This is a genomic window from Bacillus cereus group sp. MYBKT14-1 (assembly GCF_051915185.1).
Classification (GTDB): domain Bacteria; phylum Bacillota; class Bacilli; order Bacillales; family Bacillaceae_G; genus Bacillus_A; species Bacillus_A cereus.
The window spans coordinates 20,155-41,641 of sequence record NZ_JBQAEF010000025.1 but is presented as its reverse complement, the minus strand read 5'-3'; the positions used below and the strand labels follow the sequence as shown (position 1 = coordinate 41,641).

Here is a 21,487-nt window from a genome sequence, read left to right as displayed (position 1 = left end):
AGCTTATTTTGCTGTTTCGATATAATCTTGAAGTTCGTTTAAGATTTGCTCAGCGCCTTCTTTGCTTAAGATGATTTTACCTTCAGCTAAAGAAAGGTTACCGTCAGATACTTCACCAGTTACTTGGCAAGTCATGTTTGGTTTATATTTCTTTAAGATGATTTTTTCGTCATCAACATAGATTTCAAGAGCGTCCTTTTCTGCAATACCTAAAGTACGGCGTAATTCGATTGGAATTACTACACGACCTAATTCATCAACTTTACGAACAATACCAGTAGATTTCATAATTTTTTTCCTCCTAAATAAATAGTTTATAAGTTTCGAGTCTATTTTTAGATTCGTCATTTTTCGACAAAATACCCTATGGACATATGATACCAATCATTTACATTTCCGTCAATTCTTAAATTCTATATTTTTTAAAAAGATTTATAGATTTCTTATTTCTTATATATAATAGATTGAGAGGAAATTCCACAATTATTTACATTATTTTCTGAAAAAATAATAAATTAAAAGTGGATATTGTATATTTTTTTGAAATATGAGCAATAGATGATAAAGATATTGAGCATTAAGACCTAAATTGAAAATTAGGTTGGCGTAAAGAAGATAAGTTAGATTTGGGCTGCTCGTAAAAGCCCAATTAACGTAGGCTAATAATTAGTGGGGAGGAACAAAAACCCTACTGATTAAAGTTTCACTTTATATATGAGTTTTTGATATACTGTTTATAAATACATATGAGGTTATTCGGGAGGTCCAAAACAATGACAGAGGAAAATAAGTCCTTTTATATTACTACCCCAATTTATTATCCAAGTGGAAAATTACACATTGGACATGCTTATACGACAGTAGCAGGAGATGCGATGGCACGATATAAGCGTATGCAAGGTTATAATGTGCATTATTTAACAGGAACTGATGAACATGGACAGAAGATCCAAAAGAAAGCAGAAGAGTTAAATATTACGCCACAGGCATATGTTGATAACATTGTTGCAGGAATTAAAGAGCTTTGGGAGAAGATGGATATTTCTTATGATGATTTTATTCGTACAACTGAAGATCGTCATAAAGATGTTGTCGAAAAAATCTTTAAACAATTAGTAGATCAAGGTGACATTTATCTTGATGAATATGAAGGTTGGTATTCTGTACAAGATGAGACGTTCTATACAGAGCATCAATTAGTAGATCCAATTATGGAAGGCGACAAAGTAGTTGGAGGAAAAAGCCCAGATAGTGGTCATGATGTAGAACTTGTTCGTGAAGAATCTTATTTCTTTAGAATGGGTAAATATGTCGACAGACTATTAAAGTTCTATGAAGATAATCCACATTTCATTCAGCCGGAGTCTCGTAAAAATGAAATGATTAATAATTTTATTAAACCGGGATTAGAAGATTTAGCAGTTTCTCGTACTTCATTTGACTGGGGAGTTCGTGTTCCTGGTAACCCAAAACACGTTATTTACGTATGGGTTGACGCATTATCTAACTATATTACGGCGTTAGGTTATGGAACAGCAAATGAAGAGAAATATAAAAAATTCTGGCCTGCAGATGTGCATTTAGTTGGGAAAGAAATTGTTCGTTTCCATACAATTTATTGGCCGATAATTTTAATGGCATTAGATTTACCTCTTCCGAAGAAAGTCTTTGCTCATGGCTGGATTTTAATGAAGGATGGAAAGATGAGTAAGTCAAAAGGAAACGTAGTAGATCCAGTTACATTAATCGATCGTTACGGATTAGATGCATTACGTTATTACCTACTTCGTGAAGTTCCATTTGGATCTGATGGCGTATTTACACCAGAAGGATTTGTGGAGCGTATTAATTTCGACTTAGCAAATGACTTAGGTAATTTATTAAATCGTACAGTAGCTATGATTGATAAGTACTTTAACGGAGAAATCCCTGCATTTAAAGCAAATGTGACGGAATTTGATGAAACGTTAGTAGCGTTTGCACAAGATACTTTGAAAAAAGTAGAAGAAGCAATGGAGAATATGGAGTTCTCTGTAGCGTTAGGATCTATTTGGCAACTAGTTAGTCGTACGAATAAATATATTGATGAAACACAACCATGGGTATTAGCAAAAGATGAGAATGATCGTGAAAAGTTAGCCTCTGTAATGGCTCATTTAGCAGAAGTACTTCGTCAAACAGGTATTATGCTTATGCCATTCTTAACAGTAGCACCAAGCAAGATGTTTGCTCAGCTTGGCCTTACTGATGAAGCTCATAAATCTTGGGAAAGTCTATCTACAATTGGCTGCATTCCAGCTGGAACAAAAGTAGAAAAAGGAAACCCAATTTTCCCTCGTTTAGAAATGGAAGTGGAAGTAGAGTACATTAAAGAACAAATGAAAAGCTCTGCTCCTAAAGTAGAAGAGAAAAAAGAAGAAGAACCGAAGGCAGAAGAAATTACAATTGATGATTTCTTTAAAGTAGAATTACGCGTAGCTGAAGTACTATCTGCTGAACCTGTGAAAAAAGCAGACAAGCTGTTAAAAATTCAACTAGACTTAGGTACAGAAAAGCGTCAAGTTGTTTCTGGAATTGCAAAATTCTATTCGCCGGAAGACTTAAAAGGTAAAAAGGTTATTTGTGTAACAAACTTAAAACCTGTAAAATTACGCGGTGAATTATCGCAAGGTATGATTTTAGCGGGTGAAGAGAATGGCGTATTGTCATTAGCATCAATTGACCAAAATCTACCAAATGGTACAAAAATCAAGTAATTAAGACAAGAAAAGAGATGTTTCACGTGTAACATGTGTGAAGCGTCTTTTTTCTTTTTACACTCTCTATTTTTGCATTAAGATTGTAGTATTGTTATCGTTAAGTTATTAAAGAACTTATTTTTGTAGAATAAACTTGATTTCAATATAAAAGGAGTTATGTATTATGTTGTTTGATACACATTCACATTTGAATGCAGAGCAATTCGAAGGAGATTTGCAAGAGGTTATTGCCCGAATGAAAGAAGCGGGAGTTACTTATACAGTTGTTGTTGGTTTTGATGAAGTAACGATAAAAAAGGCGATGGAATTAGCTGAAGCCTATGATTTTATTTACGCTGCGGTTGGGTGGCACCCAGTTGATGCAATCGACATGACAGAAGAACATTTAGCTTGGTTAGAAGAACTTGCTTCTCATCCTAAAGTCGTTGCACTTGGAGAAATGGGCTTAGATTATCACTGGGATAAGTCTCCAAAAGAAATACAGAAAGAAGTATTCCGTAAACAAATTGCATTAGCGAAAAAAGTAAAATTGCCGATTATTATACATAACCGCGATGCAACTCAAGATATTGTTGATATTCTAGAAGAAGAGAATGCAGCTGAAGTAGGAGGCATTATGCATTGCTTTAGCGGCAGTGTAGAGGTAGCAGAGCGATGTGTTGATATGAACTTTTTAATTTCGTTAGGTGGACCAGTTACATTTAAAAACGCTAAGAAGCCGAAAGAGATTGCTACGGAGATTCCATTAGAGAAATTGTTAATAGAGACGGATTGTCCGTATTTAACACCGCATCCATTTCGAGGGAAACGAAATGAACCGAGTTATGTAAAACTCGTAGCAGAAGAAATTGCGAATTTAAAAGGGATTTCTTATGAGGAAGTAGCAGAAATGACAACTAAAAATGCAAAAGTTTTATTTGGTGTTGAATAAAAAAGAATGGGGAAACCTGTTCTTTTTTATTTTGAGAAAAACTAGTAGAAGTGATGAAGAAAATAAATGTGAATGATGAAGTGTTACAATAAGGACAGAGAACAAAGATTTTTCTATTCTATTTTTTAAAATATAAGAATGGGGAAAATAATAATGGAAAAGTCGTCATTTTTTTGTTTTACTAAGTAGAGACGAAATGAGTGTGGAGGCAAGCATGAAAATAAAAGAGATTATCGTTGTAGAAGGTAAAGATGATACAGTTGCGATTAAGCGTGCTGTTGATGCGGATACAATTGAAACGAACGGTTCAGCAATCGGTGATCATGTTATTGAGCAAGTTAAATTAGCGCAGCAAAAAAGGGGCGTTATTATTTTCACAGATCCGGATTATCCTGGAGAGCGTATTCGAAAAATTATTTCTGACAAGGTTCCTGGCTGTAAGCATGCCTTTTTACCGAAGGAAGAAGCGCTTGCTAAAAGGAAAAAGGGTGTTGGGATCGAACACGCTTCTAATGAGTCGATTCGCCGCGCTCTAGAGAATATACATGAAGAAATGGAAGCTTACACAAGTGAAATTAGTTGGAGTGATTTAGTCGATGCAGGCTTAGTGGGCGGAGAAATGGCAAAGAGCCGCAGAGAAAGAATGGGTAAGCTATTAAAGATTGGCTATACAAATGCAAAACAGTTACATAAACGATTACAGATGTTTCAAGTTTCAAAGGAATCATTTGCAGAAGCTTATAAGCAAGTAATACAGGAGGAAAAAAAATGAAGGATATCGCAACGCCAAATCGTACAAAAGACATTGTTGAAAAGTATGGATTTTCATTCAAAAAAAGTTTAGGACAAAACTTTTTAATTGATACAAATGTATTAAATCGTATTGTCGATCATGCAGAAATTGGTTCAGAAAGTGGTGCAATTGAAATTGGACCAGGTATTGGTGCATTAACAGAGCAATTAGCAAAGCGTGCTAAAAAAGTAGTGGCTTTTGAAATTGATCAAAGACTATTACCAATTTTAGATGAGACGTTAGCGCCATATGGTAACGTTACAGTTATTAATAAAGACGTACTAAAAGCAGATGTACATGAAGTATTTAATGAGCAATTTGAAGAAGGGCAAGATGTAATGGTAGTAGCTAACTTACCATACTATATTACAACGCCAATTTTATTTAAATTGCTTGAAGAAAAGTTACCAGTTCGTGGATTTGTTGTTATGATGCAAAAAGAAGTTGGAGATCGTTTAGCTGCTAAACCTGGAACGAAAGAGTATGGTTCTTTATCGATTGCTATTCAGTATTATACAGAAGTTGAAACAGTTATGACTGTACCGCGTACAGTGTTTGTACCACAGCCAAATGTTGATTCTGCAATTATTCGCCTTCTAAAGCGTCCGAAACCGGTTGTAGAGGTGACAGATGAAACATTCTTCTTTGAAGTAGTACGAGCAAGTTTCGCACAGCGCCGTAAAACTTTGATGAATAATTTATCAAATAATTTAAATGGTTTCCCGAAAGATAAGGAATTATTGGATCGAATTTTAACAGAAGTAGGAATTGATCCAAAGCGAAGAGGCGAAACGCTATCTATTGAAGAGTTTGCAACATTAAGTAATGCATTAGTTCTTCATAAATTATCATAAGAATATGAAAGGGACAGTTCAAGTTGAACTGTCCCTTTTGTCACCTTTCTCTCTTTAAATTCATACTTTAAAAACAGGTAAGATGGCCTAATGAGTTTGGAGGTAGGAGAATGGTTTTACATGTTGGAGAATTAGTGGAACGATATTCTCATAAGAGGGATATTCTTTTTCGTATTATAGAAATAAAAGGCGAGATAGCTATATTGTTTGGAGAGGAAATTAGATTGGTGGCGGATGCGCCACTTGAAGATTTAATTAGTATAGATCAAAGAGAACATAAAAAAAGGGTGAAGCGTGAGAAAGAAACAATGGAGCGCACGTATCGTTTGTTTCAACAAGATTATGTACTGATGAAACAAAGGCATGAACATACTTCAACTGGTGGATACACAAGTGAGGTGAATTATTTTCAAATGCCGGGACGTGTATTGCATATAGATGGAGACCCTTTATATTTGCGCAAGTGCTTAGATTTATATAATAAAATTGGCGTTCCTGTTCAAGGTATTCATTGTAAAGAAACGGAGATGCATGAAAAAGTAGTAGACTTAATAGATCACTTTCGCCCAGACATTCTCGTTATTACAGGGCATGATGCATATACAAAATCAAAAGGAGTGAAGGGAGATTTAGCGGCATATAGGCATTCAAGACATTTTGTACAGGCTGTTCGTGAAGTGCGAAAAAAATATCCATCATTGGATCAACTTGTTATTTTTGCTGGGGCATGTCAATCACATTTTGAGGCACTAATTCGTGCAGGGGCCAATTTCGCTAGTTCACCATCTAGAATTAATATTCATGCACTAGATCCTGTATATGTAGTTGGTAAAATTAGTTTTACTTCATTTATGGAGAGAGTCAATGTATGGGATGTCGTACGTAATACAATTACTGGTGAAAAGGGACTAGGTGGAATTGAAACGAGAGGGATTTTACGAACGGGATTACCTTTTCAACATTACGAAGAGTAAGCAGGATACATATGTATCTTGCTTTTTTGTATGGAAGGATTTAAATGAATTTGGATAAAAAGAGGTAAGAACGTGCAGACTACGTAATGATACTTTTACAATATAGTATTTCTTCTATCTATTCAAACGCAGGATGATATTAGCTGTGAATCGCGGTTAATAATTAGGATAGATATATCGTGCTTTAAGTGTTCAATCTAAATTACAGCGAGGTGTAGCGAAGTATATGTCAAAACGTTTAGATGAAATTAAAAGCGAATTAGATCACCATCTTGGACAGCGACTTATGTTAAAAGCAAATAGTGGAAGAAGAAAAACTGTGGAGCAATCAGGTGTACTAGCAGAAACATACCGTTCCGTTTTTGTTGTACAATTAGATCAACAAGAAGATGCGTTGCAACGTGTATCTTATAGTTATGCAGATGTTTTAACAGAGACAGTAGAGTTAACATTTTATGGAGACCCTCATAATGAGGTCATTTTATAATCCGTATATCATTACATATATTCCCATAAATGAAAAGCTATATTATTTTGCATACTAACTATACCGTAGCAAAATAAGGAGGGACTCTGCATTGAGTAGACGAAGAGGTGTCATGTCAAACCAATTTAAAGAAGAGCTAGCAAAAGAGCTTGGCTTTTATGATGTTGTTCAGAAAGAAGGATGGGGCGGAATTCGTGCGAAAGATGCTGGTAACATGGTGAAACGTGCTATAGAAATTGCAGAACAGCAATTAATGAAACGAAACCAGTAGTTGTAAGATACTTTCTATGCTACGGTAGCCGAGGAGACATTCCTCGGCTTTTTGTACTCTAAAAGGTGCCATCATTTTACATAAGTAGTTTCATTCTGAATGCTTTTCGTTATAATTAGGGAAGTGTCATCGTCTTACTATAAATTTATGGTAAAATAAACGATAAAAGATTGAGTACATAGAGTGGGTGAATAGATTGAAGCTACTAGTGAAAGCACCAGCAAAGATTAATCTGTCGTTAGATGTACTGGGAAAAAGACAAGACGGATATCATGAAGTGAAAATGATTATGACAACCATTGATTTAGCAGATCGTCTAGAACTAACGGAATTAGCAGAAGACCGTATTGAAATTTTATCCCATAATCGGTATGTCCCAGACGACCAACGAAATTTAGCTTATCAGGCAGCGAAATTATTAAAAGAGAAGTTTAATGTAAAAAAAGGTGTATCTATTACTATTGAAAAAACGATTCCAGTAGCAGCTGGATTAGCAGGTGGAAGTAGTGATGCAGCAGCCACATTACGTGGTCTTAATAAATTATGGAATTTAGGGCTTACAATTGATGAGTTAGCAGAGCTTGGCGCAGAAATTGGATCAGATGTATCGTTCTGTGTATACGGAGGCACAGCAATTGCCACTGGAAGAGGAGAGAAAATTGAGCATATAAAGACTCCGCCTTCTTGTTGGGTTATTTTAGCGAAACCACATATAGGTGTATCTACTGCTGATGTGTATGGAAATTTAAAGTTAAATCGAGTTACACATCCGAATGTAGATAAAATGGTTGATGTCATAAATTCTGGTGATTATAAAGGAATTTGTGATACTGTTGGTAACGTTTTAGAAGATGTAACATTTGGAATGCATCCTGAAGTTGCCCGTATTAAATCACAGATGAAGCGATTTGGAGCGGATGCTGTATTAATGAGTGGAAGTGGTCCAACTGTATTTGGACTTGTACACCATGATTCACGAATGCATCGCATTTATAACGGATTAAAAGGATTTTGTGAACAAGTCTATGCGGTACGTTTATTAGGAGAGCGAGAAACGCTTGAATAAAGACGTATAATACGTTATGATTTGTTTAGAATATTCGTGATTTGAGGTGAGAGTATGAAAATTAGAAGAAGTACAAGATTAGTCGATATGACTTATTACTTGCTACAAAACCCTCGTCAGCTAGTATCTCTCACTTTTTTTGCTGAAAGGTATCAATCGGCTAAGTCTTCCATTAGTGAAGATTTAGTTATTATTAAGCAAACGTTTGAACAACAAGGGGTCGGCACATTGCAAACGATACCAGGAGCAGCAGGAGGAGTGAAATATATACCGTATATAAGTGAAGAAGAGGCAGATCTAATTATTGATGAGCTTTGTGGCTTATTTGAAAACCCAGATCGTATTTTGCCTGGCGGTTACTTATACATGACAGATTTATTGAGTAATCCTCGCCATATTAATGGCGCAGGTCGTTTGTTTGCTTCTGTTTTTGCTAGGCAACCAATTGATGCAGTTATGACGGTGGCAACGAAGGGGATTCCACTTGCTTATGCAGTGGCAAATTACTTAGATGTACCAGTTGTAATTGCAAGGAAAGATAATAAGGTAACAGAAGGTCCGACTGTTAGTATTAACTATGTGTCGGGTTCTTCTAAACGAATTCAAACAATGACGTTAGCAAAACGCAGTCTTCCAGAAGGGTCGAATGTTTTAATTATTGATGACTTCATGAAAGCTGGCGGAACAATTCAAGGTATGATGAGTATGTTAGAAGAGTTCAAGGCTAATGTTGTTGGTATTGGTGTATTAGTAGAATCCACAGATATTGAAGAACGACTAATTAATAATTTTGTATCATTAATTCGTCTATCGGAAGTTGATGTGAAAGAAAAAACGATTCAAGTGGAAAAAGGGAATTATTCTCTTGCGCCATTTGATGAAGGGCTTGTAGAGGCGGAATAAAAGATAGAGCAGATAGCTCTATCTTTTTTTATTTTATTTATAGATTATAAAATAGATGGACAAACTGCCTTTCGTACACTATTTTTAAAGAGTAAAATAAATAATAAAAGGGTGAAAAGTATGAAAGTTGTTCAAACAAGCAAGGCACCACAAGCAATTGGACCTTATTCACAGGGGATTATTGTAAATAACATGCTCTATAGCTCAGGACAAATTCCATTGACGGCAAATGGGGAGCTTGTAACAGGAGATGTAACAGTACAAACAGAACAAGTATTTCAAAATTTACAAGCGGTATTAGAGGAAGCAGGTGCTTCATTTGATACAGTCGTAAAAACAACAGTATTTTTAAAGGACATGGATGATTTTAATGCTGTGAATGAAGTGTATAGCTCTTATTTCTCTACTCATAAACCAGCTCGATCTTGTGTGCAAGTAGCAAAATTACCGAAAGATGTTTCCGTTGAAATTGAAGTAATCGCCCTAGTTAAGTAACCTTTTGTAAGCGATAACCTCCACTAATCTCTATATTCAACTACTTTAAAAATTTTTATCTTAAAAATTTTTAAAAAATTAAAGGGAAAATAGAAAATTTGTGGAATTTATACAAATATATCGCTTATTTAGAAAAGGGTGGTGAACACAAGATGGAAGTGACTGACGTAAGATTACGCCGCGTAAACACAGAAGGCCGCATGAGAGCAATTGCCTCTATTACTCTAGACCATGAATTTGTTGTTCATGATATTCGTGTAATTGATGGTAATAATGGATTATTTGTAGCAATGCCAAGTAAACGTACTCCAGATGGAGAGTTCCGTGACATTGCACATCCAATTAATTCTGGTACACGCTCTAAAATTCAAGATGCGGTTTTAACAGAGTATCATCGTTTAGGCGAGTTAGAAGAGGTTGAGTTTGAAGAAGCGGGTGCTTCGTAAAATTCGAATGAAAAGGGCTTTTGACAAAAAGCCTTATAATTTTGTAGCAAACTCCTGTAAGCATTTACAGGGGTTTGTTTTTTTTGCTTTATATTTGGAAACTGCATAATTTATTAACATAAAAAGAAGAAACTACTAATTTTTTCAAAATCATTTTAAATAGTATAGCTTATTTCTTAAAAAAGATACTAAAGAGTAAAACATCTTATAAGAATTATGGTAAAATTTAATAGTTAAAATGTGTTTCTTGAAATATATGATGATTTAGGATAATATCTTTAATGGATAAATAGGTTGCGATGGAGGGTCTATATGTCAAACAGATTTGCAGTGATTCTAGCTGCAGGTAAAGGCACACGTATGAAGTCTAAGCTATACAAAGTGCTGCATCCTGTATGTGGAAAACCTATGGTACAACACGTAGTCGATCAAGTATCTCAATTAGGATTGCAGAAACTTGTAACGGTTGTTGGACATGGTGCTGAAATGGTACAAGAACAGCTAGGGAACGTAAGTGAATTTGCATTACAAGCAGAACAACTTGGTACAGCACATGCTGTAGATCAAGCTGCAAGTGTACTTGCAAATGAAGAAGGAACAACTTTAGTTATTTGTGGTGATACGCCTCTAATAACTGCTGAAACAATGGAAGCATTACTTCAGCAACATAAAGAAGCAGGAGCAATGGCGACGGTGCTAACAGCATACATAGAAGAGCCTGCTGGATATGGCCGTATTGTTCGTAATGAGAATGGTCATGTTGAAAAGATTGTTGAGCATAAAGATGCAAATGAGAAAGAATTAGCTATTAAAGAAATCAATACAGGTACGTATTGTTTTGATAATAAGGCTTTATTTGCTTCACTTTCTAAAGTTTCAAATGATAACGTGCAAGGTGAATATTACCTTCCAGATGTTATTGAGATTTTAAAAAATGAAGGTCATATCGTATCAGCTTATCAAACAGAGCAGTTCGACGAAACGTTAGGTGTTAACGACAGAGTCGCTCTATCGCAAGCGGAAATTATTATGAAAAACCGTATCAACCGAAAGAACATGGTAAACGGTGTTACAATTATTGATCCAAGTAACACTTATATTTCTGCTGATGCAGTTATCGGTAGTGATACAGTTCTTCATCCAGGAACAATTATTGAGGGGAACACTGTAATTGGCTCTGATTGTGAAATTGGACCGCATACAGTAATTCGCGATAGTGAAATTGGAGATCGTACGACAATTCGACAATCTACTGTACATGATAGTAAGCTTGGTACAGAAGTATCGGTTGGTCCATTTGCACATATTCGCCCAGATTCAGTTATTGGAGACGAAGTACGCGTTGGAAACTTCGTGGAAATCAAAAAAACTGTCTTTGGTAATAGAAGTAAAGCTTCACACTTGAGTTATATCGGGGATGCACAAGTTGGAGAAGACGTGAATCTTGGTTGTGGTTCAATTACGGTGAACTATGACGGTAAGAATAAATTCAAAACTGTGATTGGTAATGGGGTATTTATTGGATGTAATTCAAACCTTGTTGCTCCAGTAACAGTTGAAGATGGTGCTTATGTGGCAGCAGGCTCTACAATTACAGAGAATGTTCCATCAAAAGCATTATCGGTAGCACGTGCACGTCAAGTTAACAAAGAAGACTATGTTGATCAATTGCTGAATAAGAAAAAATCATAATGTGGAGGGTTAATCTAGATGTCGACTCAATATCTAAATTCTAATTTGAAAGTATTCTCTTTAAACTCTAATAAGGAACTTGCTGAGCAGATTGCAAAGCATATTGGAGTAGGGCTAGGAAAATGTTCTGTTGATCGTTTTAGTGATGGAGAAGTTCAAATTAACATTGAAGAAAGTATCCGTGGTTGCGATGTATTCATTATTCAATCTACAAGCTTCCCAGTAAACGAACATATCATGGAATTACTTATTATGATTGATGCATTAAAACGTGCATCTGCGAAAACAATTAATATTGTTATTCCTTACTATGGTTATGCGCGTCAAGACCGTAAAGCGCGTTCTCGTGAACCAATTACATCGAAACTTGTAGCAAACTTGCTTGAAACAGCAGGTGCAACTCGTGTAATCACTCTAGATTTACATGCTCCACAAATTCAAGGATTCTTTGATATCCCAATCGACCACTTAATGGGTGTACCGATTCTTTCAGATTACTTTGAAACAAAAGGTCTTAAAGATATCGTAATCGTGTCTCCTGACCATGGTGGTGTAACTCGTGCAAGAAAAATGGCAGATCGTCTAAAAGCGCCAATCGCTATTATTGATAAGCGTCGTCCTCGCCCGAACGTATCAGAGGTAATGAACATTATCGGTAATATTGAAGGTAAAACAGCGATTTTAATTGATGACATCATTGATACAGCTGGTACAATTACATTAGCAGCAAACGCTCTTGTTGAGAACGGTGCTTCTGAAGTATATGCTTGCTGTACACACCCAGTATTATCTGGTCCAGCAATTGAGCGTATTCAAAATTCAAATATTAAAGAGTTAGTTGTAACGAACTCTATCGTATTACCAGAAGAGAAGAAAATCGACAAAGTACATGAACTTTCAGTTGCTCCATTAATCGGAGAAGCAATCATTCGTGTATACGAAGAAGAATCTGTGAGTGTATTATTCAATTAATTGGATAGAATGAGACGTAACCAAAATTGGTTACGTCTTTTCGTATCGAAAAAAGAAAGTAGTGGTACAAGAATGAAATTGATAGTAGGACTTGGGAACCCAGGTAGAGAATATGAATTAACAAGGCATAATATTGGATTTATGGCCATTGATGAACTTGCGAAGCGTTGGAACATTTCTTTGAATGAACAAAAATTTAAAGGTGTATTTGGTGCAGGGTTTGTTAATGGAGAAAAGGTAATCTTATTAAAGCCGCTAACATACATGAACTTATCTGGGGAAAGTATTCGTCCACTCATGGATTATTATAAAATTGATGTTGAGGACTTCGTTGTTATGTACGACGATTTGGACATTCCTGTAGGTAAATTGCGTCTTCGCATGAAAGGTAGTGCTGGTGGACATAATGGTGTAAAGTCAACGATTTCGCACCTAGGAACACAAGAATTTCAACGTATCCGTATGGGAATCGATCGCCCGAAAAATGGAATGAAGGTAGTCGATTATGTATTAGGACGCTTTACATCTGAAGAGATTCCGGATGTTAACCATTCTATTGAAAAAGCAGCGGATGCATGTGAAGAGTGGCTAAATAAGCCTTTTCTCCAAATCATGAATACTTTCAATAGTTAAAAATGAGATTGGGAATATTTCTCTTTTGTTTTACCCATACTAGTAGTAATTGAATTTTTAGGAGGCTAGTATGGAAGGGTATTATTATTGCAGACACTGCGGAGGTAATGTAGGCTCCATTAACGCAGAAAAAGTATATAGCGACGTTTTATTTCAACTAACAGAGCAAGAAGTAGTAGAAATGATTCATTTTCATGAGAATGGAAATATATATATAAAAACGATTTGTGAATCGTGTCAAGAAACGCTCGCATCTTATCCTGAGTATTATGAGTATGAAAAATTTCTGCAATAAAATGTTGTCGCTTTGGCATGTCCAAAGCATTTTTCTGTTTTCCTTTTCCAAAATATTTGCATAAAATAGAATGACTTGCTCTTTATGTTGAGAGGAGTTTTAAAAATGATAGGTTTATTAGAGCAATTTTATAAAAATGAAGAGATACAATCGGTTATTAATGGATTAGAAGATGGGTTAAAAGAACAACTTATATCAGGGATGGCAACGTCTTCTCGTTCGTTATTAATGGCGGCTTTATATAAAAAAACAAAAAAATCACAATTAATCGTGACACATAACTTATACCAAGCACAAAAAGTACATGAAGATTTAGTGGCGTTACTTGGTGAAAAAGATGTGTGGCTATATCCAGTGAATGAACTGATAGCATCGGAAATTGGGGTTGCAAGTCCAGAATTGAAGGCGCAACGTATAGAAGTGTTAAATCGCTTGGCTGCGGGAGAGAATGGAATCATTGTAGCGCCAGTGGCAGGATTGCGTAGATTTTTACCAATAAAAGAATTGTGGAAGCAAAAGCAAGTTGAAATCAATCTAGGGCAAGAGATTGATTTAGATGCGCTCTTGCATACTTTACATCATATTGGCTATGAACGTAAGTCGATGGTAGAAGCTCCAGGGGAGTTCAGTTTGCGTGGGGGAATATTAGATATTTATCCTTTAACTGAAGAACTACCATTTCGTATTGAATTCTTTGATACAGAAGTCGATTCTATTCGATTATTTGATGTGGATGAACAGCGTTCTCAAGGTAAAAAAGAAAGCGTTAGGTTTGGTCCGGCAACAGAGTTTTTATTTTCACAGGAAGAATTAAAATCAGGAATTCAGCATCTTGAAGAAGGTTTAACTAAGACGATGCAAAAACTTTCTGATGATAAACTAAAGACTACAGTGCTTGAGACGGTAAGTCATGAAATTGAGATGTTGAAAAACGGGCAAAGTATAGAACAGATTTTTAAATACTTATCTATTTTCTATAAAGAACCTGCTAGTCTGATAGATTATTTACCAGAAGACGGTGTTGTAATTTTAGACGAGATTTCGCGTATTCAAGAAACAGCATCGCATCTTGAAACAGAAGAGGCGGAATGGTATATATCACTTCTTGGTGAAGGAACAATTATTCAAGATTTATCTTTCTCTCACCCATTCGAGGGGTTTCTTCATCATAAAAAAAGAAGTTTTGTATATTTAACGTTATTCTTGCGTCATATCGCACACACACATCCGCAAAATATTGTTAATGTAACATGTAAAACAATGCAAGATTTCCATGGACAGATGAATTTGTTAAAAACAGAAATTGATAGATGGAATGAAGGACATTTTACGACTGTTGTACTTGGAACAGATGATGAACGTGTGAAAAAATTACAACATATTTTAAGTGATTATGATATTGAGGCAGATATTGTAGAAGGTACAGATATCTTATTGCCTGGAAGGTTACAAATTGCTGTAGGTGATTTACATGCAGGATTTGAAATGCCGATGCAAAAGCTTGTTGTCATTACTGAAAAGGAGCTTTTTCATAAGAAAGTTAAAAAATCACAACGTAAACAAAAGTTATCGAATGCTGAACGTATTAAAAGTTATTCGGAATTAAAAGTTGGAGATTATGTAGTTCACGTAAATCATGGTATAGGTAAATTTTTAGGTATTGAGACATTAGAGATTAATGGTGTTCACAAAGATTATTTAAATATTAAATATCAAGGTAATGATAAGCTATACGTTCCAATTGAACAAATTGATCAAGTCCAAAAATATGTAGGATCTGAAGGTAAGGATCCGAAAGTTTATAAATTAGGCGGTAATGATTGGAAAAAGGTTAAAACGAAAGTTGAAAAATCTGTACAAGACATTGCGGATGACCTAATTAAACTATATGCTGAGCGCGAAGCTTCAAAAGGCTATGCATATACGCCAGATACGGCAGAACAACAAGAGTTCGAATCCTCTTTCCCGTATCAAGAGACAGAGGATCAGTTACGTTCTATTGACGAGATTAAAAAAGATATGGAACGCGGACGCCCGATGGATAGGCTCCTTTGTGGTGACGTAGGGTATGGAAAGACTGAAGTGGCTATTCGTGCGGCATTTAAAGCAATTATGGATGAAAAACAAGTTGCAATTTTAGTACCGACAACGATTCTTGCGCAGCAACACTATGAAACAATTCGAGAGCGTTTTCAAGATTATCCGATCAATATAGGCTTATTAAGTAGATTCCGTACGAGAAAACAACAAAATGAAACAATTAAGGGCTTAAAGGATGGAACAGTAGATATCGTAATCGGAACACATCGTATTTTATCTAAAGATGTTACGTATAAAGATTTAGGGCTTCTTATTATTGATGAAGAACAAAGATTTGGTGTAACACATAAAGAAAAAATTAAACAATTGAAGGCAAATGTTGATGTATTAACATTAACGGCAACTCCGATTCCGCGGACGCTTCATATGTCTATGCTTGGTGTGCGCGACTTATCTGTTATTGAGACACCACCAGAAAATCGTTTCCCAGTCCAAACTTATGTAGTCGAGTATAATCCAGCGTTAATGCGAGAGGCAATAGAGCGAGAGCTTGCAAGAGGTGGTCAAGTTTACTTCCTATATAACCGTGTAGAGGATATTGAAAGAAAAGCAGATGAAATTTCGATGTTAGTTCCAGATGCCCGCGTAACGTACGCACATGGGAAAATGAACGAAAGCGAATTAGAGTCTGTTATGCTATCATTTTTAGAAGGACAGCATGATGTTCTTGTAAGTACAACAATTATTGAGACGGGTGTAGATATTCCGAATGTAAATACGTTAATTGTATTTGATGCAGATCGTATGGGATTATCACAGTTGTATCAGCTTCGTGGGCGTGTTGGACGTTCTAATCGTGTTGCGTATGCATACTTTGCATATAAACGTGACAAAGTGCTGTCAGAGGTTGCAGAGAAGCGTCTACAAGCAATTAAAGAGTTCACGGAACTTGGATCTGGTTTCAAAATTGCGATGAGAGATTTATCTATTCGTGGAGCAGGTAATTTGTTAGGGGCAGAACAGCATGGATTTATTGATTCTGTCGGATTTGATCTATATTCGCAAATGTTAAAAGATGCAATTGAACAGCGTAGAGGAACAGATGGGGCTGAAAATATAGTTAATGTTGAAATTGACTTAGAGGTAGATGCATACTTACCAGATGCTTATATTTCAGATAGTAAGCAAAAAATTATGATGTATAAACAATTTAGAGGTGTTTCTGCAATTGAGGATATTGAAGAATTGCAGGAAGAAATGATCGATAGATTTGGCGATTATCCACAAGAAGTTGGTTATTTATTACAAATTGCAAATATTAAAGTGTTGGCAATGAAAGAACAAATTGAATTAATTAAGCAGAATAAATTTGAAGTAACATTCCTATTTTCTGAACAAGCAAGTCAAAATATTGATGGTGGAAAATTATTCATGCTCGGAAATAGTTTTGGACGTATGATCGGTTTAGGAATGGAAGGATCACAATTGAAAATTGTTATGAAAACAAATGGCTTAGAGACATCGAAGTGGTTAACAATTGCTGAAAATTTATTAAAAGGCTTACCAGATGTAAAAAAAGAAGTAATAAATGCCTAAAATAAGATAAAAAAATACAATTCGACGTGCATAGAAGAACTAATGTGTAAAATACTATGTCTAACAGTTGGTGATTTTTACATGAACAGGTAAATTCACCACTTTGATCATCAGTAGAAAGTGAGGCAGCATTAGAATGAAAGCAACTGGAATCGTACGTCGAATTGATGATTTAGGCAGGGTAGTAATCCCGAAGGAAATTCGTAGAACTTTACGTATTCGAGAAGGAGACCCACTAGAAATATTTGTTGATCGCGATGGAGAGGTAATTTTAAAGAAGTATTCTCCAATTAGTGAGCTAGGTGATTTTGCGAAAGAATATGCTGATGCTTTATATGACAGCTTAGGACATAATGTGCTTGTGTGTGATCGAGATTCTATCATCGCAGTATCAGGCGTATCGAAAAAAGAATACTTAAATAAAAGTGTTGGCGATCTAATTGAAAAAACGATGGAAGAACGAAAGTCTGTTATTATGACGGATGAAAGTGATATTTCCATTATTGATGGTGTAACAGAAAAGGTTCATTCTTATACAGTTGGACCGATTGTTGCAAACGGGGATCCGATTGGAGCCGTCATTATTTTTTCAAAAGAAGCCATTATAAGCGAGATCGAGCATAAAGCGGTTAATACTGCTGCCAGTTTCTTAGCGAAACAAATGGAACAGTAAGGGTATATTGATTTTAGAAGTAGCAATCTTTCCTAATTATGATCTTTCTTTTTGAGAAATCAATTATTTGGAGATATATGTATATTGAATGAAGGTAGCACTTTGCTACCTTTTTTCGTTGAATATTTTTAACATTTAGGAACTCATTATTACCCGTGTTGGTAAGGGAGTTTGTTTTTTTCTTTATGATATAATACGAGAGGTGAGAATAGAAAAAGGAGTTTTCTTGTATGGAAGCGAAGAAGTATCAAGCCTTTTGGCGTGGGGCTATTATATTAACGATTGCAAGTTTCGTTACAAAAGTATTAAGCGCTTTTTACCGTATTCCATATCAAAATATAGCGGGGGATATTGGGTTTTATATTTACCAACAAATTTACCCGTTTTATGGATTTTGTTTAATTTTAGCTACTTATGGATTTCCTGTTATCATTTCGAAAATGGTTGCAGAACGACTAGAGCGGGGAAAACAAAAAGAAGCAGAAGAAATTATTTGTGTATCTTTTTGGTTCTTATTAGGAATTGGTTTTATAGGCTTCTTTACATTGTTTTTTGGGGCCGAAACAATTGCGGTAGCTATGGGCGATATACACTTAGATAAGTTACTACGTGTTATTTCATTTTCATTCTTATTGATGCCATTTTTGTCTGTAGCAAGAGGGTATTTTCAAGGATTTAATAATATGATGCCAACGGCTGTTTCGCAAGTAATAGAACAAACAATTCGAGTTTCTATTATTGTATTTTTATCACTATTCCTAATTGCTCACGGATTTGATTTATATACAGTTGGTGCAGGGGCTATGTTAGGCTCAATTGCGGGTGGACTTATTGGGATTATTGTACTTATATTGTATATGCGTCAAGATTTTCGTTCTATATTCTTCAAAAGTGCAGCGAGAATTAAGGGTAAAAGGAAGATAGTTAAAATCCTTTTTTGGCAGGGGTTAGCGATTTGTGTTAGTAATTTAGTGCTTATTTTTATACAGATGGCTGATTCAGTGTCCTTTTACAGCTTACTTATTGGTGCGGGAGAACAGGCTGAAAATGCAAAGGTATTAAAGGGTGTTTATGATAGAAGTATTCCGCTAATGCAATTAGGTACTGTTGTGACGACTTCTTTCTCGTTGTCACTTATTCCGATTATTACAGCGGCGAAGGAAAGAGGAGATCTTTCCTTTATTCAAGAAAAGGTAAAGTTAGCAATGAAAATAACATTTGTTATTGGACTTGCAGCAGCTATTGGACTAACTTGTATTATTCAACCTACCAATATTATGTTGTTTGAAAACAGTGATGGATCAGATGTTTTATCTATTTTATCGTTATCTATTTTATTTAGTTCATTGTCAATTACGACAGCTTCTATTTTACAAGGATTAGGGCAAACGTTTAAGCCAGCGTTATTTGTTGTATTTGGAGGTTGCTTAAAGTTAGGGTTAAATTATATATTCATGCCTTATTTTGGTGTGAAAGGTGCAGCTTTTGCGACTTTATGTGCGTTAATTATAATCTCTGGATTAAATAGTTTGTTGCTTACGAGAGCTGTATCAGGGTCACTTATCAATAAGCGAAATATGTTAGGGATAGTAATTAGTGGTATCTGTATGGGGTTTGTATTAATGATGTTCACACGTGTGTTACAGATGTCTGGATTAGTAATTAATACGGAACATAGAGGAAGCGCGACGCTTGAAGCGTTGTTAGGTGTAGCCATCGGCGGATTGACATATATGTTTTTTATTTTGAAATTACGTGTATTTACAAAAAAAGAATTAGGAACCGTTATGAAACAAGAGAAAAAAGAAGGTTCATTGAAGAAGAGTGGATAGAGGTGACTGGTTGTGAGTGGAATCATTACTATTTTAGGTTTAGGAGCTGGTGAATTAGATCAGCTAACGATGGGTGTATATCGAAAAATAAAAGAAGCAGACCATCTGTTTGTTAGAACGAAGGAACATCCAGTTATAGAAGAATTGGAGAAAGAAGGCGTACAATATACGTCTTTTGATGCTGTATATGAAGCGCATGATACGTTTGAAATTGTATATGAAACAATTGCGAATAAATTGCTAGAACAAGCTGAAGGTACAGAAATTATCTATGCTGTTCCCGGGCATCCACTTGTAGCAGAAAGAACAGTTCAGCTGCTGTTAGAAAAAGGAGAAGTTTCAAATGTTGAAGTGCGAATTGAGGGTGGACAAAGTTTCCTTGATCCTATGTTTGCAAGTCTAAAGATTGATCCGATTGAAGGATTCCAATTACTTGATGCTACATCATTTGAAAGAGGGCAATTAGAACTGCGTCAACATTTAATCTTTTGCCAAGTATATGATGCATTCGTTGCATCTGATGTGAAATTAACATTAATGGAGATGTTACCAGATGATTATGAAGTGTATATCGTAACAGCTGCAGGAACTTCATTTGAACAAGTAAAGAAGGTACCGTTGTACATGTTAGATCATGAAACGGAATTGAATAATTTAACGAGTGTGTACGTGCCGCCAGTTCAGGAGCGTGCGTCCTTGTATCAACAGTTTGATGTTCTTAGAGAAATTATTGCGGAACTTCGTGGTCCAAATGGTTGTCCGTGGGATAAAAAGCAAACACATCAATCATTAAAGAAATATTTAATTGAGGAAGCTTATGAAGTGTTGGAAGCAATCGATGAAGAGGATGATGATCACTTAGTAGAAGAATTAGGTGATATATTATTACAAGTTATGCTTCATGCTCAAATCGGAGAAGATGAAGGTTGGTTCTCTATAGATGATATCATTCGAACTCTATCTGAGAAAATGGTTCGTCGCCATCCGCATGTGTTTGGAAATACGGATGTAAACAGCGCTGATGAAGTGATTGCAAATTGGGAAGAAATTAAAAAACAAGAAAAAGGATTCGTGAAAGAATCTGTTTTAAATGGCGTTCCAAAAAGTTTGCCACAGTTACTACGCGCCTATGAAATTCAGAAGAAAGCTGGTAAGGTTGGATTTGATTGGGTTGATGTGCAACCGATGATAGAGAAAGCTTTGGAAGAATGGCAAGAGTTCCAACAAGAGGTTACAAATATGGATGAGGAAAAGATGCTGGGTGAGTTTGGTGATTTACTATTTGCATTTGTTAATATAGCTCGTCATTACAAAATAGATCCAGAAGAGGCGTTACGTTCAACTAATGAGAAATTTACTGGTCGTTTTTTATACATGGAGGCAAAAGTAGCTGAAATGAATAAAGAGATGAAAGATTTATCATTAGAACAGTTAGATGTTTTATGGGAAGAAGCGAAACAAACAGAGCGTTAATAGGGGGATTTGATATGCGTCTAGATAAGTTTTTAAAAGTATCACGTTTAATTAAAAGAAGAACATTAGCGAAAGAAGTAGCTGATCAAGGAAGAATATCTATTAATGGTCAAGTGGCAAAAGCGAGTTCTGATGTGAAAGTAGCTGATGAATTAACAATTCGTTTTGGTCAAAAAATAGTGACTGTGAAAATAAATGAATTAAAAGAAACAACTAAAAAAGAAGATGCAGCAAATATGTATAGCTTAGTTCGTGAAGAAAAAGTAAAAGCGGAAGAAGGCTTGTTCTAAAATCATGTATCC

21 protein-coding genes are annotated in these 21,487 nt (G+C 35.5%); 20 read left to right on the top strand and 1 reads right to left on the bottom strand.

The window, feature by feature from the left end; genetic code table 11:
- Window positions 1–3 precede the first annotated feature (3 nt).
- On the bottom strand, window positions 4–288 hold the full coding sequence (locus ACTFO4_RS28690; protein ID WP_000843036.1) for an AbrB/MazE/SpoVT family DNA-binding domain-containing protein: 285 nt from the start codon (window positions 286–288) through the stop codon (window positions 4–6).
- A gap of 485 nt (window positions 289–773) precedes the next feature.
- Here ACTFO4_RS28690 and metG point away from each other — a divergent pair, with 485 nt between their 5' ends.
- The 20 genes from metG to ACTFO4_RS28590 all read left to right on the top strand — a co-directional run bounded on the left by metG (window position 774) and on the right by ACTFO4_RS28590 (window position 21,475).
- On the top strand, window positions 774–2,756 hold the full coding sequence (gene metG, locus ACTFO4_RS28685) for a methionine--tRNA ligase (protein ID WP_000134132.1): 1,983 nt from the start codon (window positions 774–776) through the stop codon (window positions 2,754–2,756).
- Between the two features lie 166 nt (window positions 2,757–2,922).
- Window positions 2,923–3,690: a TatD family hydrolase gene (locus ACTFO4_RS28680; RefSeq protein WP_440014555.1), complete on the top strand. Its 768-nt coding sequence runs from the start codon at window positions 2,923–2,925 to the stop codon at window positions 3,688–3,690.
- Window positions 3,691–3,904: 214 nt separating this feature from the next.
- Entirely contained in the window at window positions 3,905–4,462 is a 558-nt protein-coding gene (gene rnmV / locus ACTFO4_RS28675; protein WP_000692835.1) for a ribonuclease M5, read from the top strand.
- Entirely contained in the window at window positions 4,459–5,337 is an 879-nt protein-coding gene (gene rsmA, locus ACTFO4_RS28670; RefSeq protein WP_000651548.1) for a 16S rRNA (adenine(1518)-N(6)/adenine(1519)-N(6))-dimethyltransferase RsmA, read from the top strand. Before rnmV ends, rsmA begins: the two co-directional genes overlap by 4 nt.
- 110 nt (window positions 5,338–5,447) lie before the next feature.
- Entirely contained in the window at window positions 5,448–6,311 is an 864-nt protein-coding gene (gene yabG / locus ACTFO4_RS28665) for a sporulation peptidase YabG (protein WP_000242868.1), read from the top strand.
- 226 nt (window positions 6,312–6,537) lie between these two features.
- The gene (veg, locus tag ACTFO4_RS28660) at window positions 6,538–6,798 is read left to right on the top strand and encodes a biofilm formation stimulator Veg (RefSeq protein WP_000044347.1); all 261 of its coding nucleotides are present in this window, start codon (window positions 6,538–6,540) and stop codon (window positions 6,796–6,798) included.
- Between the two features lie 91 nt (window positions 6,799–6,889).
- A complete protein-coding gene (gene sspF / locus ACTFO4_RS28655) occupies window positions 6,890–7,069 on the top strand; it encodes an acid-soluble spore protein SspF (protein ID WP_002094215.1) in 180 nt (59 codons plus the stop codon).
- A 196-nt stretch (window positions 7,070–7,265) separates the two neighbouring features.
- On the top strand, window positions 7,266–8,135 hold the full coding sequence (ispE, locus tag ACTFO4_RS28650; RefSeq protein WP_000772104.1) for a 4-(cytidine 5'-diphospho)-2-C-methyl-D-erythritol kinase: 870 nt from the start codon (window positions 7,266–7,268) through the stop codon (window positions 8,133–8,135).
- Between the two features lie 54 nt (window positions 8,136–8,189).
- Window positions 8,190–9,038: a pur operon repressor gene (purR, locus tag ACTFO4_RS28645; RefSeq protein WP_000702466.1), complete on the top strand. Its 849-nt coding sequence runs from the start codon at window positions 8,190–8,192 to the stop codon at window positions 9,036–9,038.
- Between the two features lie 120 nt (window positions 9,039–9,158).
- Window positions 9,159–9,533, top strand: a complete 375-nt coding sequence (locus tag ACTFO4_RS28640; protein ID WP_017674247.1) for a RidA family protein — start codon at window positions 9,159–9,161, stop codon at window positions 9,531–9,533.
- A 152-nt stretch (window positions 9,534–9,685) separates the two neighbouring features.
- Window positions 9,686–9,979, top strand: coding sequence for a septation regulator SpoVG (spoVG, locus tag ACTFO4_RS28635; protein ID WP_000454041.1), 294 nt, complete (start codon window positions 9,686–9,688; stop codon window positions 9,977–9,979).
- 312 nt (window positions 9,980–10,291) lie between these two features.
- The gene (glmU, locus tag ACTFO4_RS28630) at window positions 10,292–11,671 is read left to right on the top strand and encodes a bifunctional UDP-N-acetylglucosamine diphosphorylase/glucosamine-1-phosphate N-acetyltransferase GlmU (protein ID WP_000071041.1); all 1,380 of its coding nucleotides are present in this window, start codon (window positions 10,292–10,294) and stop codon (window positions 11,669–11,671) included.
- Between the two features lie 18 nt (window positions 11,672–11,689).
- Entirely contained in the window at window positions 11,690–12,643 is a 954-nt protein-coding gene (locus ACTFO4_RS28625; protein WP_000107420.1) for a ribose-phosphate diphosphokinase, read from the top strand.
- Between the two features lie 72 nt (window positions 12,644–12,715).
- Window positions 12,716–13,276, top strand: a complete 561-nt coding sequence (gene pth, locus ACTFO4_RS28620; protein ID WP_000767702.1) for an aminoacyl-tRNA hydrolase — start codon at window positions 12,716–12,718, stop codon at window positions 13,274–13,276.
- A gap of 70 nt (window positions 13,277–13,346) precedes the next feature.
- Window positions 13,347–13,571, top strand: coding sequence for an anti-sigma-F factor Fin family protein (locus ACTFO4_RS28615; RefSeq protein ID WP_000399438.1), 225 nt, complete (start codon window positions 13,347–13,349; stop codon window positions 13,569–13,571).
- Window positions 13,572–13,676: 105 nt separating this feature from the next.
- On the top strand, window positions 13,677–17,207 hold the full coding sequence (mfd, locus tag ACTFO4_RS28610; protein WP_440014556.1) for a transcription-repair coupling factor: 3,531 nt from the start codon (window positions 13,677–13,679) through the stop codon (window positions 17,205–17,207).
- Between the two features lie 136 nt (window positions 17,208–17,343).
- A complete protein-coding gene (gene spoVT, locus ACTFO4_RS28605) occupies window positions 17,344–17,880 on the top strand; it encodes a stage V sporulation protein T (protein ID WP_000648302.1) in 537 nt (178 codons plus the stop codon).
- Between the two features lie 230 nt (window positions 17,881–18,110).
- The gene (locus tag ACTFO4_RS28600) at window positions 18,111–19,712 is read left to right on the top strand and encodes a putative polysaccharide biosynthesis protein (protein ID WP_103621431.1); all 1,602 of its coding nucleotides are present in this window, start codon (window positions 18,111–18,113) and stop codon (window positions 19,710–19,712) included.
- Window positions 19,713–19,724: 12 nt separating this feature from the next.
- Window positions 19,725–21,185 carry a nucleoside triphosphate pyrophosphohydrolase gene (gene mazG / locus ACTFO4_RS28595; protein WP_000014239.1) on the top strand — a complete coding sequence of 487 codons (1,461 nt, stop codon included), beginning with the start codon at window positions 19,725–19,727 and terminating at the stop codon, window positions 21,183–21,185.
- 14 nt (window positions 21,186–21,199) lie between these two features.
- Window positions 21,200–21,475 carry an RNA-binding S4 domain-containing protein gene (locus ACTFO4_RS28590; protein WP_001234876.1) on the top strand — a complete coding sequence of 92 codons (276 nt, stop codon included), beginning with the start codon at window positions 21,200–21,202 and terminating at the stop codon, window positions 21,473–21,475.
- Window positions 21,476–21,487 lie beyond the last annotated feature (12 nt).

What these genes read in the sequence shown, in the direction of transcription:
- ACTFO4_RS28690 (WP_000843036.1), bottom strand. Translation starts at nt 288, where the DNA reads ATGAAATCTACTGGTATTGTTCGTAAAGTTGATGAATTAGGTCGTGTA.
- metG (WP_000134132.1), top strand. Translation starts at nt 774, where the DNA reads ATGACAGAGGAAAATAAGTCCTTTTATATTACTACCCCAATTTATTAT.
- ACTFO4_RS28680 (WP_440014555.1), top strand. Translation starts at nt 2,923, where the DNA reads ATGTTGTTTGATACACATTCACATTTGAATGCAGAGCAATTCGAAGGA.
- rnmV (WP_000692835.1), top strand. Translation starts at nt 3,905, where the DNA reads ATGAAAATAAAAGAGATTATCGTTGTAGAAGGTAAAGATGATACAGTT.
- rsmA (WP_000651548.1), top strand. Translation starts at nt 4,459, where the DNA reads ATGAAGGATATCGCAACGCCAAATCGTACAAAAGACATTGTTGAAAAG.
- yabG (WP_000242868.1), top strand. Translation starts at nt 5,448, where the DNA reads ATGGTTTTACATGTTGGAGAATTAGTGGAACGATATTCTCATAAGAGG.
- veg (WP_000044347.1), top strand. Translation starts at nt 6,538, where the DNA reads ATGTCAAAACGTTTAGATGAAATTAAAAGCGAATTAGATCACCATCTT.
- purR (WP_000702466.1), top strand. Translation starts at nt 8,190, where the DNA reads ATGAAAATTAGAAGAAGTACAAGATTAGTCGATATGACTTATTACTTG.
- ACTFO4_RS28640 (WP_017674247.1), top strand. Translation starts at nt 9,159, where the DNA reads ATGAAAGTTGTTCAAACAAGCAAGGCACCACAAGCAATTGGACCTTAT.
- spoVG (WP_000454041.1), top strand. Translation starts at nt 9,686, where the DNA reads ATGGAAGTGACTGACGTAAGATTACGCCGCGTAAACACAGAAGGCCGC.
- glmU (WP_000071041.1), top strand. Translation starts at nt 10,292, where the DNA reads ATGTCAAACAGATTTGCAGTGATTCTAGCTGCAGGTAAAGGCACACGT.
- ACTFO4_RS28625 (WP_000107420.1), top strand. Translation starts at nt 11,690, where the DNA reads ATGTCGACTCAATATCTAAATTCTAATTTGAAAGTATTCTCTTTAAAC.
- pth (WP_000767702.1), top strand. Translation starts at nt 12,716, where the DNA reads ATGAAATTGATAGTAGGACTTGGGAACCCAGGTAGAGAATATGAATTA.
- ACTFO4_RS28615 (WP_000399438.1), top strand. Translation starts at nt 13,347, where the DNA reads ATGGAAGGGTATTATTATTGCAGACACTGCGGAGGTAATGTAGGCTCC.
- mfd (WP_440014556.1), top strand. Translation starts at nt 13,677, where the DNA reads ATGATAGGTTTATTAGAGCAATTTTATAAAAATGAAGAGATACAATCG.
- spoVT (WP_000648302.1), top strand. Translation starts at nt 17,344, where the DNA reads ATGAAAGCAACTGGAATCGTACGTCGAATTGATGATTTAGGCAGGGTA.
- ACTFO4_RS28600 (WP_103621431.1), top strand. Translation starts at nt 18,111, where the DNA reads ATGGAAGCGAAGAAGTATCAAGCCTTTTGGCGTGGGGCTATTATATTA.
- ACTFO4_RS28590 (WP_001234876.1), top strand. Translation starts at nt 21,200, where the DNA reads ATGCGTCTAGATAAGTTTTTAAAAGTATCACGTTTAATTAAAAGAAGA.